The organism is Halomonas sp. HK25, assembly GCF_047795635.1.
In the GTDB taxonomy this organism is placed as follows: Bacteria; Pseudomonadota; Gammaproteobacteria; order Pseudomonadales; family Halomonadaceae; genus Halomonas.
Window position 1 is genome coordinate 2405693 of record NZ_CP181044.1, and the last position, 23723, is coordinate 2429415.

A 23723-nucleotide genomic window follows, 5' to 3' on the forward strand; every position below is an offset into this window, starting at 1 on the left:
CAACGCAACTGGCATAAAGGCAGACACCACGGAGGTAGATATAATGAGTGCGGAGAAAAACTGCTACGCCATGGAATGACCGATTACCGGCCATTGTAGTCGATCCGGAGTTGAAGTTTCACGAATCATGGGGCCCGAATGACCAAGCCCCATCATGCTCATTACCTGAGCGGACCGCCTGACGGTCAGGCCTGCGCGGACCTCAAGGAATCGCCACGGCCGACGCCGTAATAGAGCAGCCCCGCCCGCTTCACGGCATGCGGGTCATAAAGATTTCGACCATCGATAATCACCGGCATACTCAGATTCGCCTTCAGCCATTCGAAATCGACGGTACGAAACTCCTTCCACTCGGTGCAGATGACCAAGGCATCCGCGCCCTTGACGGCCTGGATGCGATCCGCCACCAGCGTAAGGTCATCTCGCTCACCATAGAGCCGGCGACACTCTTTCATGGCCTGCGGGTCGAAGGCCTGAACCTTGCCACCGGCGCTCCAGACTGCCTCCATCAGGGTCCGGCTGGGCGCATCGCGCATATCATCGGTATTCGGCTTGAAGGAGAGGCCCCACAAGGCAATGGTCTTGCCCGACAGGTCCCCATCGAACGCCTGAGACAGCTTGGTAAACAGGTTCTTCTTCTGCCGCTGGTTGACCTTCTCGACAGCATTGAGCAGTTCTGCCTGATAGTCTACCTCCGCAGCGGAGCGGGCCAAGGCCTGGACGTCCTTGGGGAAGCAGGACCCCCCATACCCACAGCCAGGGTAGATGAACTGATAGCCAATCCGAGGGTCACTGCCGATGCCATGCCGCACTTGCTCAACATCGGCTCCGAGGCGTTCCGCAAGGTTGGCGATTTCGTTCATGAAGCTGATCTTGGTGGCCAGCATGGCGTTGGCCGCATACTTGGTCAACTCGGCCGAGCGAACGTCCATGAACATCAACTTGTCATGCAGCCGGCTGTAAGGCGAGTAGCACTCACGCATCAGTTCCTTGACCCTTTCGGAATCGGTCCCTACGACGATACGTGCCCCGAACGTGAAGTCCTCGATGGCCGCACCTTCCTTGAGAAACTCTGGGTTGGAGCAGACATTGAATTCGATGCTCTCGCCGCGTGCCGCCAGGGCATTTGTCACCGCGCCGCAAACTCGATCAGCGGTTCCCACTGGCACGGTGGACTTGTTGACCACTACCTTGAAGTCCTGCATATGGCGTCCGATGGCGTCAGCCACCGCCAGCACGTACTGCAGGTCGGCACTACCATCCTCGTCGGGAGGTGTCCCCACGGCGATGAACTGAAGCGTACCGAAAGCGACCGCCTCGCCGGTGTCGGTGGTAAAACATAGCCGGCCCGACGCGACATTGCTCTTCACCAGAGCTTCCAGCCCGGGCTCATAGATGGGTATCTCACCGTCGCGCAGCCGAGCGATCTTGTCTTCATCGACATCCATGCACATCACGTCGTGGCCCACATCGGCCAGACAAGCGCCGGTGACCAATCCCACGTAGCCCGTACCGAAAATCGTGATCTTCATTGTCTAATCTCCCGAGTCGCCCGATACCCGTCCATGACGGCATGGCCGATGATCCTGAGCTTCATGGTTGGCCGTCCCCCCGGTAGCTTCCGGAAAGCCAATTGTAACCAATTGTGTCTTCAGCAGCACCCAGCATGCCATGGTCAAACCGAGATAGCCGCTCAAACCTCTCACATCCCGAAGCATGGATTGTGTCAGTCCGAAATCCACGAAAGCCACCGTGATCATTAGTCCCGAAAGGGCGAGCGTTCTCGTCCCGGCATCTCGGCTACGATGCAGATGCCGGCCGAACAGCCAGGCCGGGATTCCATACAAGGCCGTCAGCGTCAGCAGGCCCAGCAGGCCGCGTCGCGCCGCCGTGTCGATAATGTCGCTGTGCAACTGTTCATAGAGGCCGACATCTGGATGAACAATACCCGCTTCCGCCATCCCGTCCCGGGCCTCCTGCAAGCCCCCCTCTCCCCAACCCAGAACCGGCCTCTCGAGGAACAGCTGGCTGCCGGCAAGCCACATATCCAGGCGAAGGCCTACCGAGCTACCGCTATCACCCGCCATATAGCCCCTGATATCCTTGACCGCCTTGCCCAAGCGGTCATTTACCCCGTAATCCGTAGTGGCTGTCATTGCCACGAGGCCAATCATCAGCGACGAGAAAACTGCCGCTACCAGCAGCATCTGCCGCCGGGGGAAGACATCACGGAACGCCCGAAACCCGATCCACGCCAGCAGCGGTACCGCTACCCAGCCACCACGGGTGCCGGAGAGAAAGGAAGCGGAGAAGCCGCCGATAGCCGCCAGACCCAGCGCGGCGCTCAGCCAGGGCGAGAGACGCTGGCGACGGGACAAGCGCCCCAGCAAGGCCACCAGGGCCAGCACCCCCAACAGCAGCGAGAGGTTTCCGAAGGGGATGGCATTCATGCCATTGTCGGCACGATAGGCCCCCTGCACGAAGCGTTCGTAGGCGGCAATGAAGCCGGCACCCATTCCTCCTACCACCAACCCCAGCCACCAGCCCAGGCGGGATGGCGGGTGGAAACGAAACCACACCAGCAGCCCCGCCGCCATCAGCGGCCACAGCGGCAGTAGCCATCCGCGACCATGTTCGGCTACCGGCCAGACCCCGGTTCGGGCAACGTCCCAGCACCACAGGCCCGCGAAGGCGGCCAGGACCAGCAACCACAGGTAATCTTCGCCATCCAGCTTGGCCAGTGAGGACTGAAACTGCCCTCTCGTGCCGAGCACACCCGTGAGGGCCAGCAGCCCCGCCACCAAGGGCGCCGCCGCATAGCCCCATGGCACCAGTATCAGCAGGGAAACAAACGCCCACATCAACAGGCTATTGGCGTCTCGCCAAGGCTCCCTCCCCCCCCAGATAGGCTGCAGCCTGATCCCTGACTGCGACATGACACCCGCTCCCGATCTCACTGATGAAGGCGTATGCTGCCACAAAGCCCCGTTCATCGCTCCGACGGCATGACACCCTGTCATATCGAGAACGCTCCTCTGACTACCCGCATGCCCGTCAGCGCATCGGTAACTACCGACTCGGCCTCCCGGCTTCTGGTGTCACCTGGCCGGCGTGCTGGAAGCGATGGAATCGATGGCGTTGCATGGCCTCAGCCGACAGGCGATAGTTCAGCCCCTCGTTCACGGTGAGCCGGCAGGAATCGCAGGTACCGCACGGCTCGTCACTGATCGGCTGGGAGCAGAACCAGGTGTGTTCCAACACCGACAGAAAACCATGCTGTTCCGCCAGCGAGTGCATCTGCAGGCGGGATAGCGCCAGGACGGGGAAACGAAACCTGCCGAATACCTCGCTTTGCGGGCAACGCAACCCCTCCCGCAGTCGGCAGCTCCCCATCGGCAGGCGCTCGACCTTGCCGCGCATGGCATGGCTAGCCGAATCATGGAGAGAACTGCAGAGCTCGATACCCTTGAGGCCCCGCGATTTCGCATACCTCGCCAGCCAGTCATACTGCTCGTGCAGATCTTCCACCGCCGCCATCTGCCGGTAGGCCTTCGTGACGGAGGCATCCTGGGAAATTTCAGTGACCGGCGTGATCGCAAGGGCGCCGATGCGCTCAGCAGCGGGTTCATCCAGTGCTGCCAACGCATCCCTGACATCCGCAATCGCACGCATTTCATGCATCATCGACGATCTATTCAGGTCGGCGATGTAATGGGGAATAACAATCCGCTTGCCGATCAATGCAGCGTAGACAACCCGAAATGAGGATGCCCACCCACCCGTCCAGAGAATATTGATTGTCGCGTTCATGTCCATCCGTTCCATGCACCGGGTCATCGGAACTGGCAGCAGCCCTGACAACAGCGACTGTGACATGACAGACTAGATGTAACATTTATTTACGTCAAAACACAAAGGCATGATCCTACTAGTGTAAAAAGCTGAGACCCCGGCCTGGGCCGGGGTCTCGTCGCGGTCATGCGGTGCCTGGTGTCGCAGGCCAGGGAGTCAAACGACTAGCCAGCGGCTCCCAGGCGCTCGTTCAGCATTGCCTGGGCTTCATCAATAAGCCTCTCGAGGTGATCCGGGCCACGAAAGCTTTCAGCGTAGATCTTGTAGAGCGGTTCGGTCCCGCTGGGCCGGGCCGCGAACCAGCCATTGGTGGTTTCCACCTTCACCCCGCCAATGGGCGCCTGGTTGCCAGGCGCGGTGGTCAATACCTGCAGCACAGGATCGCCTGCCAGCCTCTCGATGCCCAGGTCGTCGGGCGACAACGACTTGAAGCCCTGTTGCTGTTCAGGGGTACAAGGGGTGTCCACACGGCGATAGTGCGGCTCACCATGACGCTCGGTCAGCTCGCGATAGTAGCGACTGGGGCTTTGGCCAGTTACCGCCATGATCTCTGCCGCCAACAGGCAGAGCAGAACACCATCCTTGTCCGTTGACCAGGGCCGACCATCAAACGTCACGAAGCTGGCCCCTGCGCTCTCCTCGCCCCCAAAGGCTAGCCAGCCCTCATGCAGGCCAGGAACAAACCATTTGAAGCCCACCGGGACCTCGTACAACTCACGCCCCCTGTCCGCCACCACGCGATCAATGATCGAGGAAGAGACCAGGGTCTTGCCGACCTTCATCGACGAGGACCACCCTGGGCGGTGAGTGATCAGGTAATCGATGGCCACTGCCAGGAAGTGGTTGGGGTTCATGAGACCGGCGGCATCAACAATGCCATGACGGTCGGCATCCGGGTCGTTGCCGAACGCCAGCACGAAATCGTCCTTCATGCTCAGAAGATTCGCCATGGCCGCTGGACTGGAGCAGTCCATGCGTATTCTGCCGTCATGGTCAGGTGGCATGAATGAGAAGCTCTCATCGATGTCCGGATTAACCACCTTCAGGTCGAGCCGGTACTCTCGAGCAATCGCCTGCCACACCGGTAAGGCGGTGCCGCCCATGGGATCGGCGGCCAGATGGAGGCCCGCCGAGGCGATGGCCTTCATGTCCACCACCTCGCCCAGGGCCGCCACATACTCGCCCACGAACTCATGGCGCCGAGCCTGCTTCAGCGCCTCCTCCAGGCTCAGCAGCGGAATGGCGTCCACTCCCTCTGCCAGATAGTGATTGGCTCGGCGTTCGATCCAGCCGGTAATCTCCGCCTCCGCCGGACCACCATGGGGCGGGTTGTACTTGATACCGCCATCCTCGGGCGGGTTGTGAGACGGCGTGATGATCAAGCCATCCGCCAGTGGCGCTGACCCGCTGGCGTTGTGGCCAAGGATTGCCCGACTCACCAGAGGCGTAGCGGTCAGCTCTCCATCGCGCTCGATGCGCACTTCCACGCCTCTGGCAGAAAGTACCTGCAGGGCGCACTCCCAGGCCGGCCGGGAAAGGGCATGACTGTCGCGCCCGAGGAACAAGGGGCCATGGATACCCGCCTCGCCGCGGTAATCCACCACCGCCTGGGTGATCGCCAGTATGTGGTTACGATTGAACGAACCGTCCTGTGCCCGGCCTCGATGCCCGGAGGTACCGAAGCTCACGGCCTGGCGCGGGTTGGCCGGGGCGGGTTGTACGTCGTCGAACGCCTCGATGACTGCCTGCATGGTGAAGCCTCCCTGCAAGGAATGAATCGATCCACGTGGGTAGTGATGGGTCACGGCCTTTGTCGACCCGGATCAAAGGCCTAGAGCTTGCCAAGCCAACTGTCAGCAGACTGTGTCAACAACTGATGCACCTGCTGGAAGGCTTCATGACTCTTGCGATAGGGATCGGGAATCTCTCGCCCCTGGCCACCGTCGAGCCAGCGGCCGAACAGCATGGTCTTGCCCAGAGCCGAAGGATCCATCTGCCCCACCGCCATACGCTGTCCGTCGGACATCACCAGTACCAGGTCGACGCCCTGGAGCATATCGCTGGTGACCTGACGCGCCTGATGAGAGCTGACATTCAATCCAGCGGATTCGGCGAGGGCGCGGGCCTTGGACTCGACCCCATGACCCTCCAGGGCATTGAGCCCAGCGGTCTCGATACGCTTGTGAGGAAACCGGTCGGCAAGCATCGCACCGGCGACCGGGCTTCGACAGATGTTGCCGGTACAGAGCACAAGAATGGATTCAAACATGGTGGCCTATTCGTTGGTGTCGAGAAAAATCGGTTCTGGAGCCCGCCACACTGAGCCGGAACCTCCCGGCGACAGCAGCATGACCAGGACAACGGCGCGAGGCCCGGACGGCAATCACCTCGCTTGCCTGCTGCCTGGTACCAATATGCAAGATACCGAAGGCCCGACGACTTGTCTCGTTCATCCCGCGGGTGTGCTCACGGGTCACGTCGGAGCGAAGGCATTGTCACGCCGAAGACGCCGGTTCGACTTGCCGATGGAACACCCCAGCCACGACCTGGCGGCGCCTCCGGCCACCCGGCGTGCGTCAATCACCAGCGGTCAACCACCCTGCGCCGGGGCGATCTGGAGCGCTTTCCTTGCCACCGCTCGTATGAGCTTTGATGGGTGTCGGTCCAATAGCACCACTTCATCTACTGCCATGCCGATTAAGAATTTACTCAAAATCTGGTGAGGAAATTGAGCTTGGGAAGTCGGTCATGCTTTCTTATTCTTGGTAACATTAATTAACATTTAAAAGGTAAAAGGTGGGTGCCTGATGTCGGAAATTCTTAACCGCCTGTTTCGTTTGCCACGTCGGCAGAAGCTACTTATCCAGCTATCGGTGGATGCCATCCTGCTGTCAATGAGCTTCTTCACGGCTTACTGGTTACGCCTGGAGACTTGGCAAGCAGTGTCATCAGGAGCGATCTGGGGCCTGTGGATTATCGCAATGCCCTTGAGCTTAGCCATCTTCGCTCGGCTAGGGTTCTACCGCAGCGTCATTCGCTACATGAGCGTGAAGGCATTACAGTCATTGCTCGTCGGCATCGCTTCCTCGGCAGTGCTGCTTTTTCTGGGTGCCAACCTGCTCTCGGTGTTCCTGCCAAAGTCGGCCTGCCTTATCTACGCAATGCTGGCCTTCATCAGCGTCGGTGGCGTGCGATTCGTACTCCGTACGATCCATGTACGCAGCCTGATGCGATACAAGACAAGAGTCATCATCTATGGTGCAGGAGCAGCTGGATCACAACTGGTGAATACGCTACAACAGGGGGCGGAATATACACCCGTCGCATTCATCGATGACTGGCGAGGCATGCACCGTACATTGGTAGAAGGCATTAAGGTCTATGGACCCGAGAGCCTGCCCAGGCTGTTGAAAGACTATGGTGCAAAGCGCATCCTTCTGGCTATTCCCAGCGCAACACGTGCCCGACGCCAGGAAATTCTTCGCATGCTGGAACCGCTGCAGGTGCCAGTACAGATGCTGCCCAGCATGGAAGATGTCATTGCTGGGCGAGCACAATTGAACGTGATTCGTGATGTTACCGTTGAGGACCTGCTCGGACGTGACCCGGTGCCACCCAATCAGGAACTTCTGGATGCGAATATCCGCGACAAGGTGGTAATGATCACCGGGGCGGGTGGATCCATCGGCTCAGAGCTATGTCGGCAGGTTATCCAACAAGAACCAAGACAACTCTTGCTGTTGGAATTCTGCGAATATTCACTTTATGCCATCGAACGAGAACTTCAGCAGCAGGTGAATGATCAGCAGCTTAACGTGACGATCAAGGCACTGCTGGGTACGGTGCAAGACCGTCAGCGACTGGATAGTGTGCTGCGAACCTTCGGGGTCAATACCATCTATCACGCCGCCGCCTACAAGCACGTGCCTATGGTGGAACACAACAGCATTCAGGGCATTCGGAACAATGTGTTCGGCACCCTGGCGACGGCTCAGTCGGCTATCGAGAGTGGCGTGGAGACGTTCGTGCTGATATCCACAGACAAGGCGGTACGGCCAACCAACGTGATGGGCACGACGAAACGCCTGGCGGAGCTCATCTGCCAGGCGCTTGCAGACAAACAGACGCATACACGCTTCACCATGGTTCGATTCGGAAACGTGCTCGGGTCTTCGGGCTCGGTGGTCCCACTGTTCCACCAGCAGATCGCCAAGGGTGGGCCAGTGACCGTGACACACCCAGACGTGACGCGCTACTTCATGACAATTCCCGAAGCGTCCCAACTGGTGATCCAGGCCGGAGCAATGGGCAGCGGCGGTGATGTCTTCGTTCTCGACATGGGCACGCCCGTGAAGATTTCCGACCTGGCAGCCGAGATGATTCGTCTTTCGGGACTGGAGGTCCGCAACGAAACCAACCCGGATGGCGACATCGAGATCCAATACACCGGCCTTAGGCACGGTGAGAAACTCTATGAGGAACTTCTCGTAGGCGAGAACGTATCGAAAACAGCCCATCCCCGGATCATGAGCGCCAAAGAGGATTACTGGCCATGGACACGGCTGGAAGCCTACCTGCAAGAACTGGGTCAAGCCATTCAGGCACACCGACACGACTTGATTCGTAAGGTACTGCTCACGGCACCCGCGGGTTATGCGCCCCGTGACGAGATCACTGACCTGGAGTGGCTGGGTCGCACCTCACCCCGCCAGAAACAAGGGGCGCACCCAAAACAGGACGCCGATACCCAGCCATCAGAGGCCGGTAGCACCAGTGTGCAACAGACCAGTCTGATTACGGCATACTCGCTCAGTCGTGAATGAGACGATGAGGCAACAAGAGCCGCTCAATCGCTTTGGTTTCCACCATCTCCCTGAGTACTTCGAGCACCAGTAAAAAGAGGTGTGACAGCATGACCCTCAGGGTCAATGTCCGTTCTCATGATGACCTGCTTCGCAGTGAGTAGCAGAATCTTGAGATCGAGACAAAATGTGGCGTTGTCGACATACCACACATCAAGGCGAAACTTTTCATCCCAGGTAAGCGTATTGCGCCCATTCACCTGAGCCCAACCAGTAATACCGGGGCGTACGTCATGGCGACGAAATTGTTCAGGTGTATAAAGTGAAAGATAATCCATGAGTAGCGGCCTCGGCCCTACAAGGCTCATATCCCCCTTCAGCACGTTCCAGAGCTCTGGCAGTTCGTCGAGACTGGTAGAGCGTAACAGAGTGCCGAAACGGCTCAGCCGCTGCTCATGTGGCAAAAGCAAGCCATTGGCATCTCGGGTATCTAGCATGGTCCGAAATTTATACATATTGAACCCTTTTCCTCCAACCCCGGGTCGAACATGAACAAATAACACTGGACGCCCTAATTGCCAGAATACCAGCAAGCTGACGACTAACAACAGCGGCAAGAACAGGACGAGCAAAATAGTGGAAATAATGACATCAAATAGACGCTTGCTCATGTAACCCCCATTTCTTTAAGCATGAAAGCATTAACCAACCTGACATCGTATTTCTTCAAGGCTTGTTCACGTGAGCGCTTCCCCATTACATCAACAAGTTCCGGAGATTCTATGAATACACGCATGGTATCGGCCAGCTCACTTGAGTTTTTCGGCGACACAAGAAAACCATTATCTCCATCAATAACGGTTTCACGACACCCCGGCGTATCGGTAGTTATAACAGGGCGCCCCATCGCCAAGGCTTCAAGAATCGTGCGCGGAACTCCTTCGCGATAAAAGGTAGGAAGTACAAAAACACTGGACGCACCAAAAGCTATGCGAACATCATCCTGGCTCCCCAAATAGGAGATAACTCCATCACCGACCCAGCGATCAAGTTCCGGTAGTGTAATAGAGTTAGGGTTACTATCCAACTCACCGACAAGAAGGAAGCTTGCTTTTGGATAAATTGCCTTCAACTGATAAGCAGCTTCTGCATATTCCCTAACCCCCTTGTCGATCAGCAGGCGAGCAATCAGCAGAAACGTGACCTGGTCAGGATAGACTTGAGGTGAGAAGTGCCCGATATCGACACCTGACCCATTGACAATAACGGATGGTGTGCTGCCGTTCAATATTTTCCTTTCAAGGAACAGAGCCTGGTCATCGGGGTTCTGAAAGAAAACCTTACTTGCTGAGCGCAGTGATTGCCGATAAAGCGAAGTGGCAACCCGGCTGATCAACCGTTGCTGGAAGTTTTCGGTATTGCTGGAAAAAGAGTAACCGAGACCTGTGATGAGTGCGAAGCGACCGGGGCATCGCGATAGAGATGCAGCTATTGTCCCGAAGATCACAGGTTTTATTGTATAACCCAGAACGTAATCAGGCTTTAGTATACGCATAAGACGGAGCAAACCGAACAGAGTGCGCAAATCGTGCCACGGGTTCATTCCAGTACGCTTGAGAAAAATATCGTGAACGATGGCGCCCTTTTGTTCCAACTGCGCACGGATCTTACTATCCAGGGAGAGATCCGGCGCAGCTGCATGCACCTCAAGCCCTTGCTGGATCAAATCGGAAATGAGGTGACCACGAAAATTGATCAGCGAGCCCGGCGCTCCGGCAATAATGAGAAATTTCATGTCATTCCTTTGAGGCTATGCAATCGGCGGCTATGCAATCAGACCATACAGTGTCGAATGAGCTGACCATCTTGTCGATAGTAAAATTATTCCTGATATGCTCTACAGAAGAACGTCGCCGTCCGGCCCAAACAACAGCAGAATTATTATACTCGTCAATAGCAGAATGAATGGCATCAGCAAGTCGTAAATGATCTCTAGGTGGAACGACCCAACCATTGGTACCGATAATAACCGAGGTATCACCTACATCTGTTCCTACACAGGGAGTACCGCATGCCATGGCCTCGGCTACAACATTGGGAAAGGCTTCCCCAAAAGAGCTGGGAAGAATATGGAGATCCAGCCGATTCATGATTGCCGGAATATCCGTGCGTACACCAAGTAAAACAACCTCGGAATCAAGCCCCAGCTCCGAGATATAACGGGAGAGAATCGCGTTCGTTGGAACGATGTCTGCTCCTACCAGCAGACATCGAAAATCAACGTTACGACGTTTTAATTCAGCCAACGCTTTTAGCAGATTTAGATGATCCTTCTGAGCATTGTAGCGACCAACCATGCCCAGAACAGGAAGATCACCTGTAATGTCAGGCAAGCCGACAACATGAGAGCATTCGTCGTTGGTATAAGGATAGAATGCCGACAAATCATAGCCATTGGGAATCACAGTCATTTTGTGTGACTGGTATCCCAACATCTCATGTACCCGCATAGCTTCATGCGCACAGCATACGATGCGGGACGGAAGAAAGCCTGACAGTTTCGCGCAAAGTTTAGCCGACAGGATTGATGAACGCGAGCTGTTTCCGCTTTCAAGTTCAGTGTGGCGAATTCCCCAGCATACCGTCCGTATACCAGCAAGCCGTGCACAAATCCCACCGATCAGATCAGGATGATACATCCAGGTTTGGACGAGATCCGGGCGGTACCTTCTCAAGAGCTTCCAGAGGGTCAACATACCGCGTACAAGGCCCCCCCTGTACGAGAATCCAAGAGTCTCGACGGTGATGCCATTCTTCAATAGGTCTGTTTCAAGACCACCTCCGCCTATCATGGTAATAACAGTATGGCGATTACCTCCATCGTTAAGGCAAAGGCGAGATAAAGCCGACTGGGCACCACCCGGATAGAGGCTAGTGATGACATGAACAATATGCATTGGCAGTCCTTGATAACTGAGTAAAAAGACACGAGCGCTCACGCCCTTTACCAATCAAACAGTAAGAAGCAGAATAAGTAGATAGATGCCAATTCCAGAATTAAAACGTCATTCCACAAGAAAGCGATTATGCATCCACTCGAGAAAACCAAAAGGGATAATAGAAATCAGCGTCCACTTCAGACAAAATGAAATATCACTGGACCAGTAAAAGGATCCCGGCAGAGCTGAGATGGGAAGTGACACGCGCTTTTTCTTCTTTTCCAACCAGGCATATTTAATCATCTGATTAGCATAGGCCTTGATCCACTTCCCATCCTCCGGGCTTGAGTAAGGTCTCAGATCATCGACCATCTCCCGGAACAACTGGATGGATGGCGTGGACGTTCTGGACACACCAATCACATCACGGTATGAGATGGCAGAAATGTGGGGTGACCAGACCATTACTTTCATTCGAGCTAAAAGCTGAACCCATGCATAAAGGTCACCCGAGCGGTTCGTTCGGCCCTCCGGAAAAATCTGGTGACTGAAGAGTGACTCCCGTTTCAACAATAGAGTATTAGTTTGCATCGCACGCATTCCCTTGCAAGCAAACTTGAGATAGTCGGTGAGATAGAGCACCTTCACTCCGTCATCGATAAAGTGCTCGGTAAAAGGATCCATCTCTTGCTTTTCGCCGAACTGATTAATACGGCCGGCGGATATAATCGGAATATTCGGATAGTCCCGGGTCATCTGGACCGCTCGTTCAAGGTGATCCGGAAGCCATACGTCATCAGCGTCCAGAAATGCCACCCAATCACCCGATGCATTCTTTACGCCAAAATTTCTGGCAGCATATCCTCCTGGCCCAGCGGTATCACGTCGTACCACCTTGATTCTAGGATCATTGAATTCGGAGACACGGGAAAGGCTTCCGTCAGTCGCGGCGTCGTCCACAATCAACAGCTCTATTTCCGAGTATGATTGATCGAGAACGGATTGGATGGTGCGAGCAATGTATTTTTCTTTATTGTAAACAGGAATCACTACCGTGACGAGAGGTTGCATAACAGGCTCCTGGAGATTATGTGAACGTTAACAATCGACTGGACAACACTTATCTCAAGAAGCCGGCAAAGCCTCTTGTTGTCTTGGCTTCCAATAGGACTCCGAAAACCGGTAGCACAATCCCATGCCGATAATAAGCCACATTAGTCTTGCAGAATAACCCTTGAAAATAAACGGCTCCTTGTACTCAGCAATAAACATTATCAGCATAAAAACCATCCAAAAGCTTTTATAGTTAGTGATTGTAAAAAGATGCTTGGCAAGATATGCAACAAAAAGATAGAACATGACAGCAAGCGGTATACCCAAAGCGGTAAACATGCGCATATAGCCAATATCCACTGATCTCCTCAAATCAAAATCCCCCCAATGTGCTCCAACGCCAAACAAGAGTTTAGGCCACTCACTGGGTATGTTAATCATACGTACCAATGCATCAGTAGTACCCTCTTGCCGAATTCCATCTATGCCTTGGTAAAAGAATGAAATGGAATAGGCCAGGAGATTTTCTGGAAATAGCATAGCGAATACCGGGGGAACGAGTACAACAATAGCGGAAACTGTCACATATATAATCAAGCGCCTGACGGACAGCTTGTCTCTTGACATCAGCAAGTTGATGATATGAAAAAGAGCAATGCCGGCTATTGCGACAAGAATACCCGTTCTGCCGATAAACAACAAAGAAGTAAAAATCGTAACTGAAGCCACAACGAAACTGATGAACCCAATTTTCTTTTTTAAATACAATGCTTGCAAAAGCACCAGGATAGTGCCATGAAAAAGTGAAAGATTGGCCGCGCCCCCGGAAGCGATACCACGAAGCCTGAATTCGCGGGTCAAATAATCAATATTGGAATCTTCCGAAAGATAAAGCATTGATTCAACAGCATTTCGGAATGCCGGGAAGTGATATTCAAGAATGATGATAGAAGAGTTCACAAAAACAATAAACACGATCAACTTGAAACAAATGGTCAATGCTTGATCTATATCCAAAGAATTTTGCATAAATGAAAGAGCCAATACATACCCTAACAAGATATAAATACATATCTGTATCATGTACGTTAAAAAAGACGTATTGAAAGCTTCAGTATAGAAAACAAATACAGTGAGATTATAGAGGAAAAAAAGACATAGGCATATAAAGGTCAGCACAAGCGGAAGCTGAAGAAAAGCTCTTGCAGTAAGGATAGGATGCGCACCCAAAAATAATATTATAGATAATACCCCGCCATGCAACACCATCATCCTAAGGTCAAAGTAAGGGCTTAAAAGATAGAGATAAAGGAATAAAGTTAACATGCATATTTTTGAATAGGTGACACCGTGTATATACCGGAGCCCCCCGCGAAAGCTGTCAACATCGGCAGTTCTAGTCGTGTATCTCACGGCGATCCACCCTCGTATATTACTGAACTCTCAGCATACTGACAAAAATCGAGAGGGAAGAAGTCAGAGGCTGGCTATGACTCACCAGCCTCTGGCGTCTCCCGCTACTTGTACGAATAACTATAATATCCGTACCCATAGCTCATAGCAGCCGTCTTCTCGATCGCATTAAGGATACACCCCTTTACCACTATTCCAGTGTTGCCAAGTCGACGGGCAGCAATCTTGACCTCTCGCGGAGGATTAACTCCAAAACGAGCCACCATCAAAGAGGTTCCTGCCACTTTCCCGATAATAGAGGCATCGGTAACAGCTAGTATTGGCGGTGTGTCGATAAATATTACATCATAATCATTGCTGATCTTCTCTAGCATCTCCGAAAAGCTATGCCGCATCAAAAGCTCAGACGGATTGGGCGGAGCTACACCGCGGGTCAAATAGTGCAGCCCTGGCACATCGGAGGAACGTATCGCGTCCTCGACTGGAAGCTTATCAGAGAGAACTTCGGACAGGCCATTCTCGGACTTATCATGAAACGCATGATGTAGATTCCCTCTGCGCATGTCAGCGTCAATGACAAGAACTTTCTGTCCGGCCTGGGCGCAAACGAAAGCTAGATTGATCGTAACAAAGCTCTTGCCGATACCAGGACTCGGCCCCGTGATCATAATCGTATTGTTACGGGCATCCATCATGGCAAAATGCAAGCTTGTGCGAAGACCCCGAAGAGCTTCTACAGCAACATCGGTGGGATAAAGCTCGGCAAGGAAGCTGCCAATAGCATGTTGGGTTCCCTTACTATTACGATACTTGACACGCTTGACCAACTTCATCTGATCGCTGGAGCGAGGAACTGTTGCATAAACAGGCAAGCCGATGTCCTCAATCTGCTCAGCACTTTCTACCCCCTTATTGAGGAATCCACGTAAAAGAACGATGCTGGTAGCCAACAGCGCACCCACGAGGAGTGAGATGATGACAATGAGAGCCGACTTTGGCTTGATCGGACTTGACCGTGTTACGGCAAAGTCAATAACCCTGACATTACCAACCGTTGCGGCTTTGGCAATGTTCAGTTCCTGCATGCGGTTCAGCAGTTGCACATAGATCTGCTGTGTAACGTCTACATCCCGATTCATGCGGAGAATCTGCTGCTGTGTTTCCGGGAGATTGCTAGTTCGCACTTCAAGATTGGCACGCTCACGTTCCAGCTGTGCTCTCTTGTCCAACAAGGCTGCATACTGCGGATGATTCGGTGTAAATCGTCGTGACATCTCGGTCTCTTGCATATCGAGATCGTTCAGACGGCTTTCGATGTCAACCATGCTGGTCAAAACGTTGCGGGTTTCTTCTGTGAGGTCGACGCTTTCCTGTTCCATGCGATAGCTATTGAGCCGGTTCTCAGCATCCACCAGTTGTTCGCGGACCCGTGGAAGCTGATCGTCCAGAAACTGAAGGCTATTTTCAGCCTCGGCCGCTTGACGAGCAATATTCTGAGCCAGATAGACTTCCGTAATGGCATTCAGTGAAGATTCAACCTCACCACGGTCTGTGCCTGTGAGCAGAAGTTCCAGGATACCGGTGTCACGGTCACCCTTTTGCGCGACCATGAAACGATTGCGTAGATAATTGATGGTTGCCTGCTGACTGCGCTTGACTAAGGTAAACTGCGCACCGGGAGGTGCCTGGATATCACTCACGTAAACTTCTAACCATGGCTCGACCGACTCCGACTCCGACCGCTGACCGGCGCGGCCACTCATTAACTCAACGCCCTCAATGTCTAGAATTCGGTAACTATCATCACCAGTAACTTCAAGCGTAAGCTCCTGGTTGACCAACTGAGATTCCACGCTCAGCGATTCAACGATAATCTTTTCAGCACCCCATATTTCAGGCCTTCCTTGCGCAAAGTCGGGGCGGGGTATTTCGTACCGAATGACAGCATTGCCAATAACCGGTAAGGTAACCGGGGAAACGCTGATATCCAGGTTTTGACGATTTGCCGCTTGGCCAACGATAAATCTGGATTGCAGAATCTCCATCTGAGCGCCGGTGACGGGTTCCTCCTGCATCAACATCGCTGCAATTTGATCGGCTCCCGTTCGGGGCCCCGTCTTCTCCACCTGCACCAAAGCATCACCTTGATAGATGGGAGTGGCCAGCAAAGAGTAGACAATACCAGCCAACCCAAACAACAGGGTTGTGAGTATGATCTTCCACTTGTTATCCAGCAACATGCCGATGGTACGACCAAGGTCGATACTCTGTTCACCATTTGGCATTCCGACCGCTGGTGCAGGGTTGTTACTAGGCTGCACCATGGGTTTATTGGCAGTGAAACTATTCATTGTCTGTCATCCATGGATAGTGTGTTAGTACATGACAATTGTAAATGCAGTTCTCTGTATCATGGCAGCCTCATAAAGTAACAAACCATAGCAAGATGAGACTGCCATAAAACATCCACTCTGCTGTTACAGATCACCAACATCACTTGATGTAGAAGCCAATGTGCCGGGAAGAGTGATTGACGGCAGCAGCAGATTGATGACATTGTTCCAGCGTGCCAGCGGTGCAGATGTCACGTAGACTACATCATGAGGTTCAAGCGGGAAATAGGAGCCCATATTAAGTGCTACTGCATTAGAAATATCCAACTGGAATACAGTTGCCATTTTTTCACTTCCCGCCGGGTTCCCCCTGATCACAAAGATACCAGATGGCTCAGCCCGGGTCTCGACAATGCCACCAGCGCGGCCCAGGGCATCGGTCAGACTGAGGCGCTCTCGCCCAGTTGTGATGTTTCCTGCATTCCTGACCTGTCCCATTACGGAAATATTCTGATTTTCTGCAGAAGCCACGTGAAGTATATCACCCGTCTGCATGAGCGTATTTTGAGCTAAATCACCCCTCTTGAGCATTTCGTAAAGAGATACTCTTCTCTCTTGTCCTTCGCGAGTAAGAATTATATTATGCCAGTTGGCGTTATCGGTTGCTCCACCAGCCGCGCTAATCGCATCAATGATCGTCAGAGGAACATTCGTAATGGGTTGTGTTCCAGGGTTATTGACGGCTCCGCTGATATAGACTTTCTTGGAGCGGAATGCAGCAACATTGACCTCTACTTGCGGATCAGTAATATAAGTCGCTAAGCGACTTGTAATAATTTGGCGTATCTCGTTTACGGTCCTGCCTTCCACCTGAATATTACCAATATAGGGGTAGTAGATTCTGCCATCAGCATGGACAATGTTCCCTGACTCTTCAGCACTTCGCTCACTGCCAGCCGGGATGGTAAGTTCAGGATGATCATACACAATAATGTTAAGAACATCACCAGGACCCACGCGGTACTGGTAGGTCTCAATCTCTCGCGTCATCTCCGGCGTCATACCGCGAGCCTTGCTGGTATCATTATCCAATCGATACGTAGAAACCAGACTGGGAGTAATGGGTACTATATCGACTTGATGCTCCAGAGACACTTCCTCAGCCTTGTAATCAATGTGCCCACCGGGTGCGAGAGAACACCCGCTCAATAGCACCACAGGCAATAGGGTTACAACGAAACAGGTACGGCGTGCTAAATTCTTCATGGTCTACTCCCTTACTCGTGCGATTTTACGAGTGTTTATGTTAGGTGCGACCGACACTTGCTATCCCCCAGATAACTTACCGGGCTCCTCAAGGTGCCTGGTAGCCGGCCTGCTGCGTCTCGCCCTTTCCTGTCACATGGCCACAATGCCCAGATGCCCAGTAAGATCCGTACCTATGTCGGGCTGTGCCTGTGCGTTACAGGAGTACATCAAGCATTACACAAAATTACAAATAAAACGAACCCACACGGGTACTGAATTCTTAATACTTGAATGATTAGATAATGCATCTCTCAGGAAGGGATAAAAGTCAGAAAACCCATATAAAGCATTGTTATACAAATACTTTTTGTAGTGGGATTGATATCAATGTCTGCAACGCACTTCCCAGGAAACGCCGTACGCACGTCAATCAGCGTTGGCCCGGCGTATGAATAAACTAATACTTTTTCGCATCAAGCTGACCCTAACCAGCATTGATGCTGCCACTTCGATCCGGCACGGTCTGGGATCGCCGAACGCATCAGTGATGCCGGTAAAGCCACTACACAGCGGGAGGCGTCATGTTTCTCCCGATATCCTCGACGCCAGATGCCTTGTTAATGAGCCTCATAAAATTATTACCAATAATGCCGGACACATTGTGGGAGGTAACGATGCCATTACTTCCATCACCATCATTTGATTGAATGTCGACCTGCCTGGACCACAGGAGCCTGATACCACCACCCTGAAGGTAGTTATCCTTGATCTTTACCATTCGTGTAAATTTGTCTGAACTTCCTTGATAAGCATCCGTGATAGCCGACTCTGTAGTCTTGAACTGATTACCCAAAATCCAGAGACCCGTTGAAACTTCACCATCTTCCATATGATGAAATCCTCCGTAGGTGCAACCGCGCTCTACCCTGTTCGCGGTATTATATAAAACGTGGATACCTCTGTGCCGATCTATCCAATAGCCATTACGGGTGTTGGTAGCACTATTGGCAATCAGTTGTGTATCGTAGGCTGAAGCAAGACGAAAACCATGCAAAACCTGGCCGTCGGTGTGGTTTCCCATGATCAATACGTTCTGAGCCCCACCTTCACATCCGATCCCGATATAGCCACGCAGTGCGCGACACTGACGAATGACACCTCGGTGCGTCGAGTTCCAAAAGTCACTATGAATATCATTCGTGAAGTTACCGATGCCATAACCCGTGATGTAGAAGCCATAGCTGGAGGCGTCAACAACAAGAATACGCTCCAGAAGAAAATCTGTCATCCCTTCCAGACGAAGCAAGGGACCATTATGAGTCGCTTGCTTGTCGGCTCCAATCAGGCAAAAATCCTTGAGAAACACGCCATGATGATGAAGTGTTTTATCGACGTCCAGATGCATGAGGATGTAATTATCCTGCCGCCAATCTTCCGTCCTGGCCTCGATGACCGTTCTCTCCATGCCCTGCCCGCTCAACCGTATGCCATCATGCAGATCAAGCTTCTTATAGGCTAACCAGTGTCCCTCTTCAATAAGGCCTTCCACGCGATCAGTTGCAATATTATCCAGGAAGGTTTGGAGATGTTCCTGATCAGTAACCGGATCACCACTTGGTTTCATTCCCATCTGGCTGGTAGTAATGCAGGCTTGCTTTACTTTAACGCTTGCTGTTGACAAGTTCGCACCTGTGTGACCACCTGCTGGTTGACGTCCAGCAGTTGAAGCCATCAAGAGACCATTGTCATCTGAAATTGAACCTAATGACATTAATCACCTCCTCGTTCATCAATGGATAATACAGAAATGAATTAGACGCTTCTCACCGATTTAAGCGTTCTATGAGGTCGCGTTTTTGATTTGCCATCCGGGAATATGGTATTGCAGTAATCGATCCAATTACTGGCGGCTTCAGGTGGCTTTCCTCTAATGATTCTATCGAATATTTTCTGGGCTTCTTTCACATTATGAATTCCGTTGATAACGGTAGGAAAATACTCACAGCATGATTTACACATTACCCCACCAAGCGCCTTGTGTGATTGAAGCTCCACTATGACATGCTCATAACCCAAGGCTGCCAGACTCGCTATACGGTGTTGACCAGAAGAGACGGATACGACCCATCTACCATCATCCACCCACACGGTACCCGTAACACACTCGCTCGCGTCAAACCTGTAGCCGCTTTTTTTTATAGACTCGTAAACGCCAATCAACCTGGCATATTCTAACCTAAGCTTTCTTGGCTCAACCGGACCAAAAGTACTTCCACCCATAAACTTGCCAATGCTGACTCCTTGCGATACATCTTCCTTTTGAAACAATATCTTTATGTAATCAAGATACTCCTCTGGGGTCTTCAATGACCATAGCGGTGGGCTTGCCCAGGCAGGAAGAACCTTGAGGTCTCGACAAGAAGGGCTGGCAAGACCCATGACATCACTGGCGTTAGCAGGTTGAAAAAGCTGGTAATATTTACCCAATAATGAATTTTCAGCAGTCAGCTTTGGATTAGATTCATATTCTTTCAATGTGACCAGGAATGGGTGACCCGCTTCAATGGATAATGGAAAGGCGGCATACTCAAACGATACAATCCTGGACAAAGGCACCTTGACATAACATGGATTCCCATTTGCTTTATATATCGCTTCCACGGGATGCTTCACCTCATTCCGTGAAAGGTCAAAAACAACTGGGTTCATGGACCTCCTGATTTCAAAGCCCATCTTTACAAGCGATGTACGCACTAGAGTTTTTAACACCTGGCTAAACATACACATTGACTCCTGATAATAACTGGGAGCCTCTGAGACCGAGAGCCCCACTGTAAAGTAGTGCAAAAACGCCTAATCAAGCATGCTCAGCCATTCGTTGAAAGGTCTCATTCCGCAAGACCAACTCATCATAAGTACCAGAATCAATAACTCTACCCGACTCCATCAGATAGATACAGTCACAGGGTTTTACTGTGGCGAGACGATGCGCAATCATGATAATCGTCTTTTTACCGGAGAAGTCATGAATGGCATCCATGACCATACGCTCTGTTATACCATCCAACGCACTGGTTGCTTCATCAAGGACCAGGACTTCAGCATCATCATACAAAGCCCGCGCAATACCAATGCGCTGGCGCTGTCCACCGGATAGCTGGATGCCACGCTCGCCAACTCGAGTTTCCAGACCATCAGGGAGACGTTCGAGCAACTCGTCCAGATGAGCCATCTGTGCCGCGCGCAGAACCTTGTCGTCATCGATTTCCTCGGGAGGTAGACCAAATGCAATATTTTCCCTGATACTGGAATCCGCCAGGAAAATGCTCTGCGCAACAAAACCTACACTATTTTGCCATGATCTTCGTCGGCTGGGCGTCAAGGGCTCATTATCGAGCATGAGGTGACCTCGCTCGGGATCTATGAGGCCTAACAGAATGTCAATTGCGGTACTTTTTCCAGACCCAGAGGCACCGACCAAGCCAATTATTCCATTGACCGGAATGGTGATATTCAGATCATCAAGTGCCGTTTCATTTTTTCCAGGATAACTGAATGTCACATTTTCCAGCCGGATGCAGTCTTCCGGCATCCATTTAACATGATGGCTATCATCACCTTGTACCACATGATTTTTTCCTGTTTTTTTCTTCGTTATCTTGATGCTTTCACCGCCTTGGCTAGCCTCCAGGTCTTCCTTAAGGCTCTTGAAGGAAGCTATATTGCCTCTAACCGTTGCCATACCACTATAAATCTGCTGAAAAGCCGGCAACAGCTTAAAACCCGCCAAAGCATACACCGACAAGATAGGAAGTATCGTACCGAGGTTACCGTCGTGTGCAACCAGCAAATAAAGCACAAGCATTATTACCGCGCCAAAGGCAACCAATTCCATCAGGTAGCGTGGCGCTTGACTAAGCGCCTTGGTCACACCTTGCGCACGACCAAGTTGACGACTTGTATTTTCAAACCTACGATTAAAATCACCTTGGCGCCCCAGCAACAGGGTATCCTTGATCCCACCAAATCCTTCGTTCATCAACTTGAATCGCTGCCCATTGGTTGCACTCACCAAATTACCATTCCTCAAAAGTTTACGACGAACCGTGCGATACAATGCCCAGTATAAACATCCGAAAACTAAAAGACCGCTGAGTGCTACCCAAGGGTTAAACAGGAAGATAGCTATAGAAATGAACAGTGCTACAACAATTTTTGCATTGATCTGCATCAGGGGTGTCAAAACATTGTCAGTCACTCGTCGACATTCCTGGGCGATTTTATTTGTCAGTTGACTACTACTTCCGTTTGTGTGGAAAAGCCAATGCTGTTGCATATAATGCTTGTATAAACGAGTGCTTAACTCAGCACCCACTTGATGTGAATACAGTGACAGACGCCAGGTAGTGAAAATAGACACCGAAGTCGCAACCCCCAGCACACACAATACGGCCAGGCCAAGCCAGAATAGAAAGATAGTAGGGTCATCGGCACCACTTAACGAATATATACGCCCCAAGGTGCCTTCTCCTTCCAGATGGCTCATATTACCCACTACTGCCATGAAAGGACCAATTGCCGCGATGCTCGCCAACTCTGCAAAGGCCATCAACACGACGAGGACCTGCAACAGCAATAATCGCCTACGTTGCTCTGCCGTTAGCAATGAATACAGTTGCTTGATATTCAATAACATAGGAGGTTCTGCCCAATTATCATTTTATCCATGGGTTTATTCACAACACTCATATGTGAATACTTAGCATCAAGGCAAACCGGATTACATGCTTGATCATGTCAAGATGCACCGGTCCTCACAGAAGGTACTATACCTGCCCTATCGTGATAATCTGTATTTACAATAATACTCGGCTTGTTTCTGGAGCCAAGCATCCCCACTGACGTCAATGTGACAATTATTGATTCCACATCCATTGCCATTCCCCCGCCGACAGATTGAAAGATAAAAGTTTCTAGCTTGAATTTAAACCTCATATAAAGATTGAGCACTCTTGATTGTAATCCCAGTACAGCCCGCCTCTTAGGCTTTAACCAAAACTGCTACAGTCGTTCTTACTTCATATAAAAGTTTGGTTCACGCTCGAGTCAATCAAAGCACTTACATACATACAATAAAATCGAGCACGACCGCTGTCCATCTTTTCGTGAATTCTTGCCTTATTTAACCATCGACCTCTGCGTTTACCTGACAACGCCTATTATCAAGACTCGAGTTGCATGCTGTATTCAAAGAAATCAAAAGCAGATCCTGATTCTTGATTGAACACCTTAATCTGTTCGTCGGTTAGATCCCCCATTTGCTTTTTATTGATATTCCTATCGATTATCATTTCCACTTCATCTCTACCAACCCAATACTTCTTATTTTCACGACCGAAGTTAGTTGTGTGGTCCCCCTTGCTGTTCAGTATTTTTTTTGATTTGAACCTCAGCTTCTCGACCTGAACAGGATCCATGCCAAGAAATCTATATAACTCTTCTGCCATTTCAAATGGATGGTCAACAATATCTTCAAACTTTACCATTTTGAACCTGGGAATTATATGAGAATAGCGTTCCATTTCTTTTGATATTTTACTGTATAACTTTCCTGTTTTTTTTACACTTTTTCCTCTTCTTACATAACCATTAGCTAACGCATATCCGTTTCTTGAAAGTCCAATGAAATACAGCTCTGGATATACTTTCAAAAGAAGATCTGTTAGGTATATATCATTATTCACAGACTTGAGGCAAAGGACTGTTCCTTTCATTTGTTCCGCGCTGTATGGGACACCATCATAACAATACATATTGTCTGGATGGACCAGACTTTTCATCTTGAAATCAAACAGTATTTTATCAACAACCTTCCTCGCTGACGGATATACATCATAATTACGAACAGCATTCAACAACTGAAGCGATACTGATTTTTTGAAAATTTCTCCTGTTTCAAATGGAGGCGCAACAATATCAGGATGCGACTGGAGTATGTTCCAGGCAATATTAGTGCCCCCTCTACCAAAACCAACAAGCAGTACAATCTTATTATTTAACATGCTTTAAACTCCACGACTTTC

17 protein-coding genes are annotated in these 23723 nt (G+C 51.3%); 1 reads left to right on the forward strand and 16 read right to left on the reverse strand.

The annotated features are described in order from the left end of the window. Positions 1-185: 185 nt before the first annotated feature. The 5 genes from ACM26W_RS11570 to ACM26W_RS11590 form a co-directional block, all read right to left on the reverse strand. Complete coding sequence (locus tag ACM26W_RS11570; RefSeq protein WP_416137144.1) at positions 186-1532, reverse strand: UDP-glucose dehydrogenase family protein; 1347 nt, start codon at positions 1530-1532, stop codon at positions 186-188. Between the two features lie 3 nt (positions 1533-1535). Beyond that, positions 1536-2936 carry an O-antigen ligase family protein gene (locus ACM26W_RS11575; protein ID WP_416137145.1) on the reverse strand — a complete coding sequence of 467 codons (1401 nt, stop codon included), beginning with the start codon at positions 2934-2936 and terminating at the stop codon, positions 1536-1538. 133 nt (positions 2937-3069) lie between these two features. Further along, positions 3070-3810 (reverse strand): hypothetical protein, encoded by a 741-nt coding sequence (locus ACM26W_RS11580; protein WP_416137146.1) that lies wholly within the window; start codon positions 3808-3810, stop codon positions 3070-3072. A gap of 206 nt (positions 3811-4016) precedes the next feature. Continuing rightward, entirely contained in the window at positions 4017-5603 is a 1587-nt protein-coding gene (locus ACM26W_RS11585) for a phosphoglucomutase, alpha-D-glucose phosphate-specific (protein ID WP_416140875.1), read from the reverse strand. 80 nt (positions 5604-5683) lie between these two features. Continuing rightward, positions 5684-6121, reverse strand: a complete 438-nt coding sequence (locus ACM26W_RS11590; RefSeq protein WP_416137147.1) for a low molecular weight protein-tyrosine-phosphatase — start codon at positions 6119-6121, stop codon at positions 5684-5686. Between the two features lie 538 nt (positions 6122-6659). Here ACM26W_RS11590 and ACM26W_RS11595 point away from each other — a divergent pair. Beyond that, a complete protein-coding gene (locus ACM26W_RS11595; protein ID WP_416137148.1) occupies positions 6660-8675 on the forward strand; it encodes a polysaccharide biosynthesis protein in 2016 nt (671 codons plus the stop codon). A gap of 23 nt (positions 8676-8698) precedes the next feature. Here ACM26W_RS11595 and ACM26W_RS11600 read toward each other — a convergent pair whose 3' ends face one another. From ACM26W_RS11600 to ACM26W_RS11650, 11 genes are all read right to left on the reverse strand, one after another. Further along, positions 8699-9325 (reverse strand): sugar transferase, encoded by a 627-nt coding sequence (locus tag ACM26W_RS11600; protein WP_416137149.1) that lies wholly within the window; start codon positions 9323-9325, stop codon positions 8699-8701. Continuing rightward, positions 9322-10449: a glycosyltransferase family 4 protein gene (locus tag ACM26W_RS11605; RefSeq protein WP_416137150.1), complete on the reverse strand. Its 1128-nt coding sequence runs from the start codon at positions 10447-10449 to the stop codon at positions 9322-9324. Before ACM26W_RS11605 ends, ACM26W_RS11600 begins: the two co-directional genes overlap by 4 nt. Position 10450: 1 nt before the next feature. Next, a complete protein-coding gene (locus ACM26W_RS11610) occupies positions 10451-11611 on the reverse strand; it encodes a glycosyltransferase (protein WP_416137151.1) in 1161 nt (386 codons plus the stop codon). Positions 11612-11719: 108 nt separating this feature from the next. Then, positions 11720-12664 (reverse strand): glycosyltransferase family 2 protein, encoded by a 945-nt coding sequence (locus ACM26W_RS11615; RefSeq protein ID WP_416137152.1) that lies wholly within the window; start codon positions 12662-12664, stop codon positions 11720-11722. Between the two features lie 54 nt (positions 12665-12718). After that, positions 12719-13918, reverse strand: coding sequence for a hypothetical protein (locus tag ACM26W_RS11620; protein ID WP_416137153.1), 1200 nt, complete (start codon positions 13916-13918; stop codon positions 12719-12721). A gap of 245 nt (positions 13919-14163) precedes the next feature. Continuing rightward, the gene (locus ACM26W_RS11625) at positions 14164-16410 is read right to left on the reverse strand and encodes a polysaccharide biosynthesis tyrosine autokinase (RefSeq protein WP_416137154.1); all 2247 of its coding nucleotides are present in this window, start codon (positions 16408-16410) and stop codon (positions 14164-14166) included. Between the two features lie 126 nt (positions 16411-16536). Further along, entirely contained in the window at positions 16537-17658 is a 1122-nt protein-coding gene (locus tag ACM26W_RS11630) for a polysaccharide export protein (protein ID WP_416137155.1), read from the reverse strand. A gap of 544 nt (positions 17659-18202) precedes the next feature. Next, positions 18203-19411 carry a hypothetical protein gene (locus ACM26W_RS11635; protein WP_416137156.1) on the reverse strand — a complete coding sequence of 403 codons (1209 nt, stop codon included), beginning with the start codon at positions 19409-19411 and terminating at the stop codon, positions 18203-18205. A gap of 41 nt (positions 19412-19452) precedes the next feature. Then, positions 19453-20421 carry a hypothetical protein gene (locus ACM26W_RS11640; RefSeq protein WP_416137157.1) on the reverse strand — a complete coding sequence of 323 codons (969 nt, stop codon included), beginning with the start codon at positions 20419-20421 and terminating at the stop codon, positions 19453-19455. 76 nt (positions 20422-20497) lie between these two features. Next, the gene (locus tag ACM26W_RS11645) at positions 20498-22336 is read right to left on the reverse strand and encodes an ABC transporter ATP-binding protein (protein ID WP_416137158.1); all 1839 of its coding nucleotides are present in this window, start codon (positions 22334-22336) and stop codon (positions 20498-20500) included. A gap of 526 nt (positions 22337-22862) precedes the next feature. After that, positions 22863-23702 carry a sulfotransferase family protein gene (locus ACM26W_RS11650; protein ID WP_416137159.1) on the reverse strand — a complete coding sequence of 280 codons (840 nt, stop codon included), beginning with the start codon at positions 23700-23702 and terminating at the stop codon, positions 22863-22865. Positions 23703-23723 lie beyond the last annotated feature (21 nt).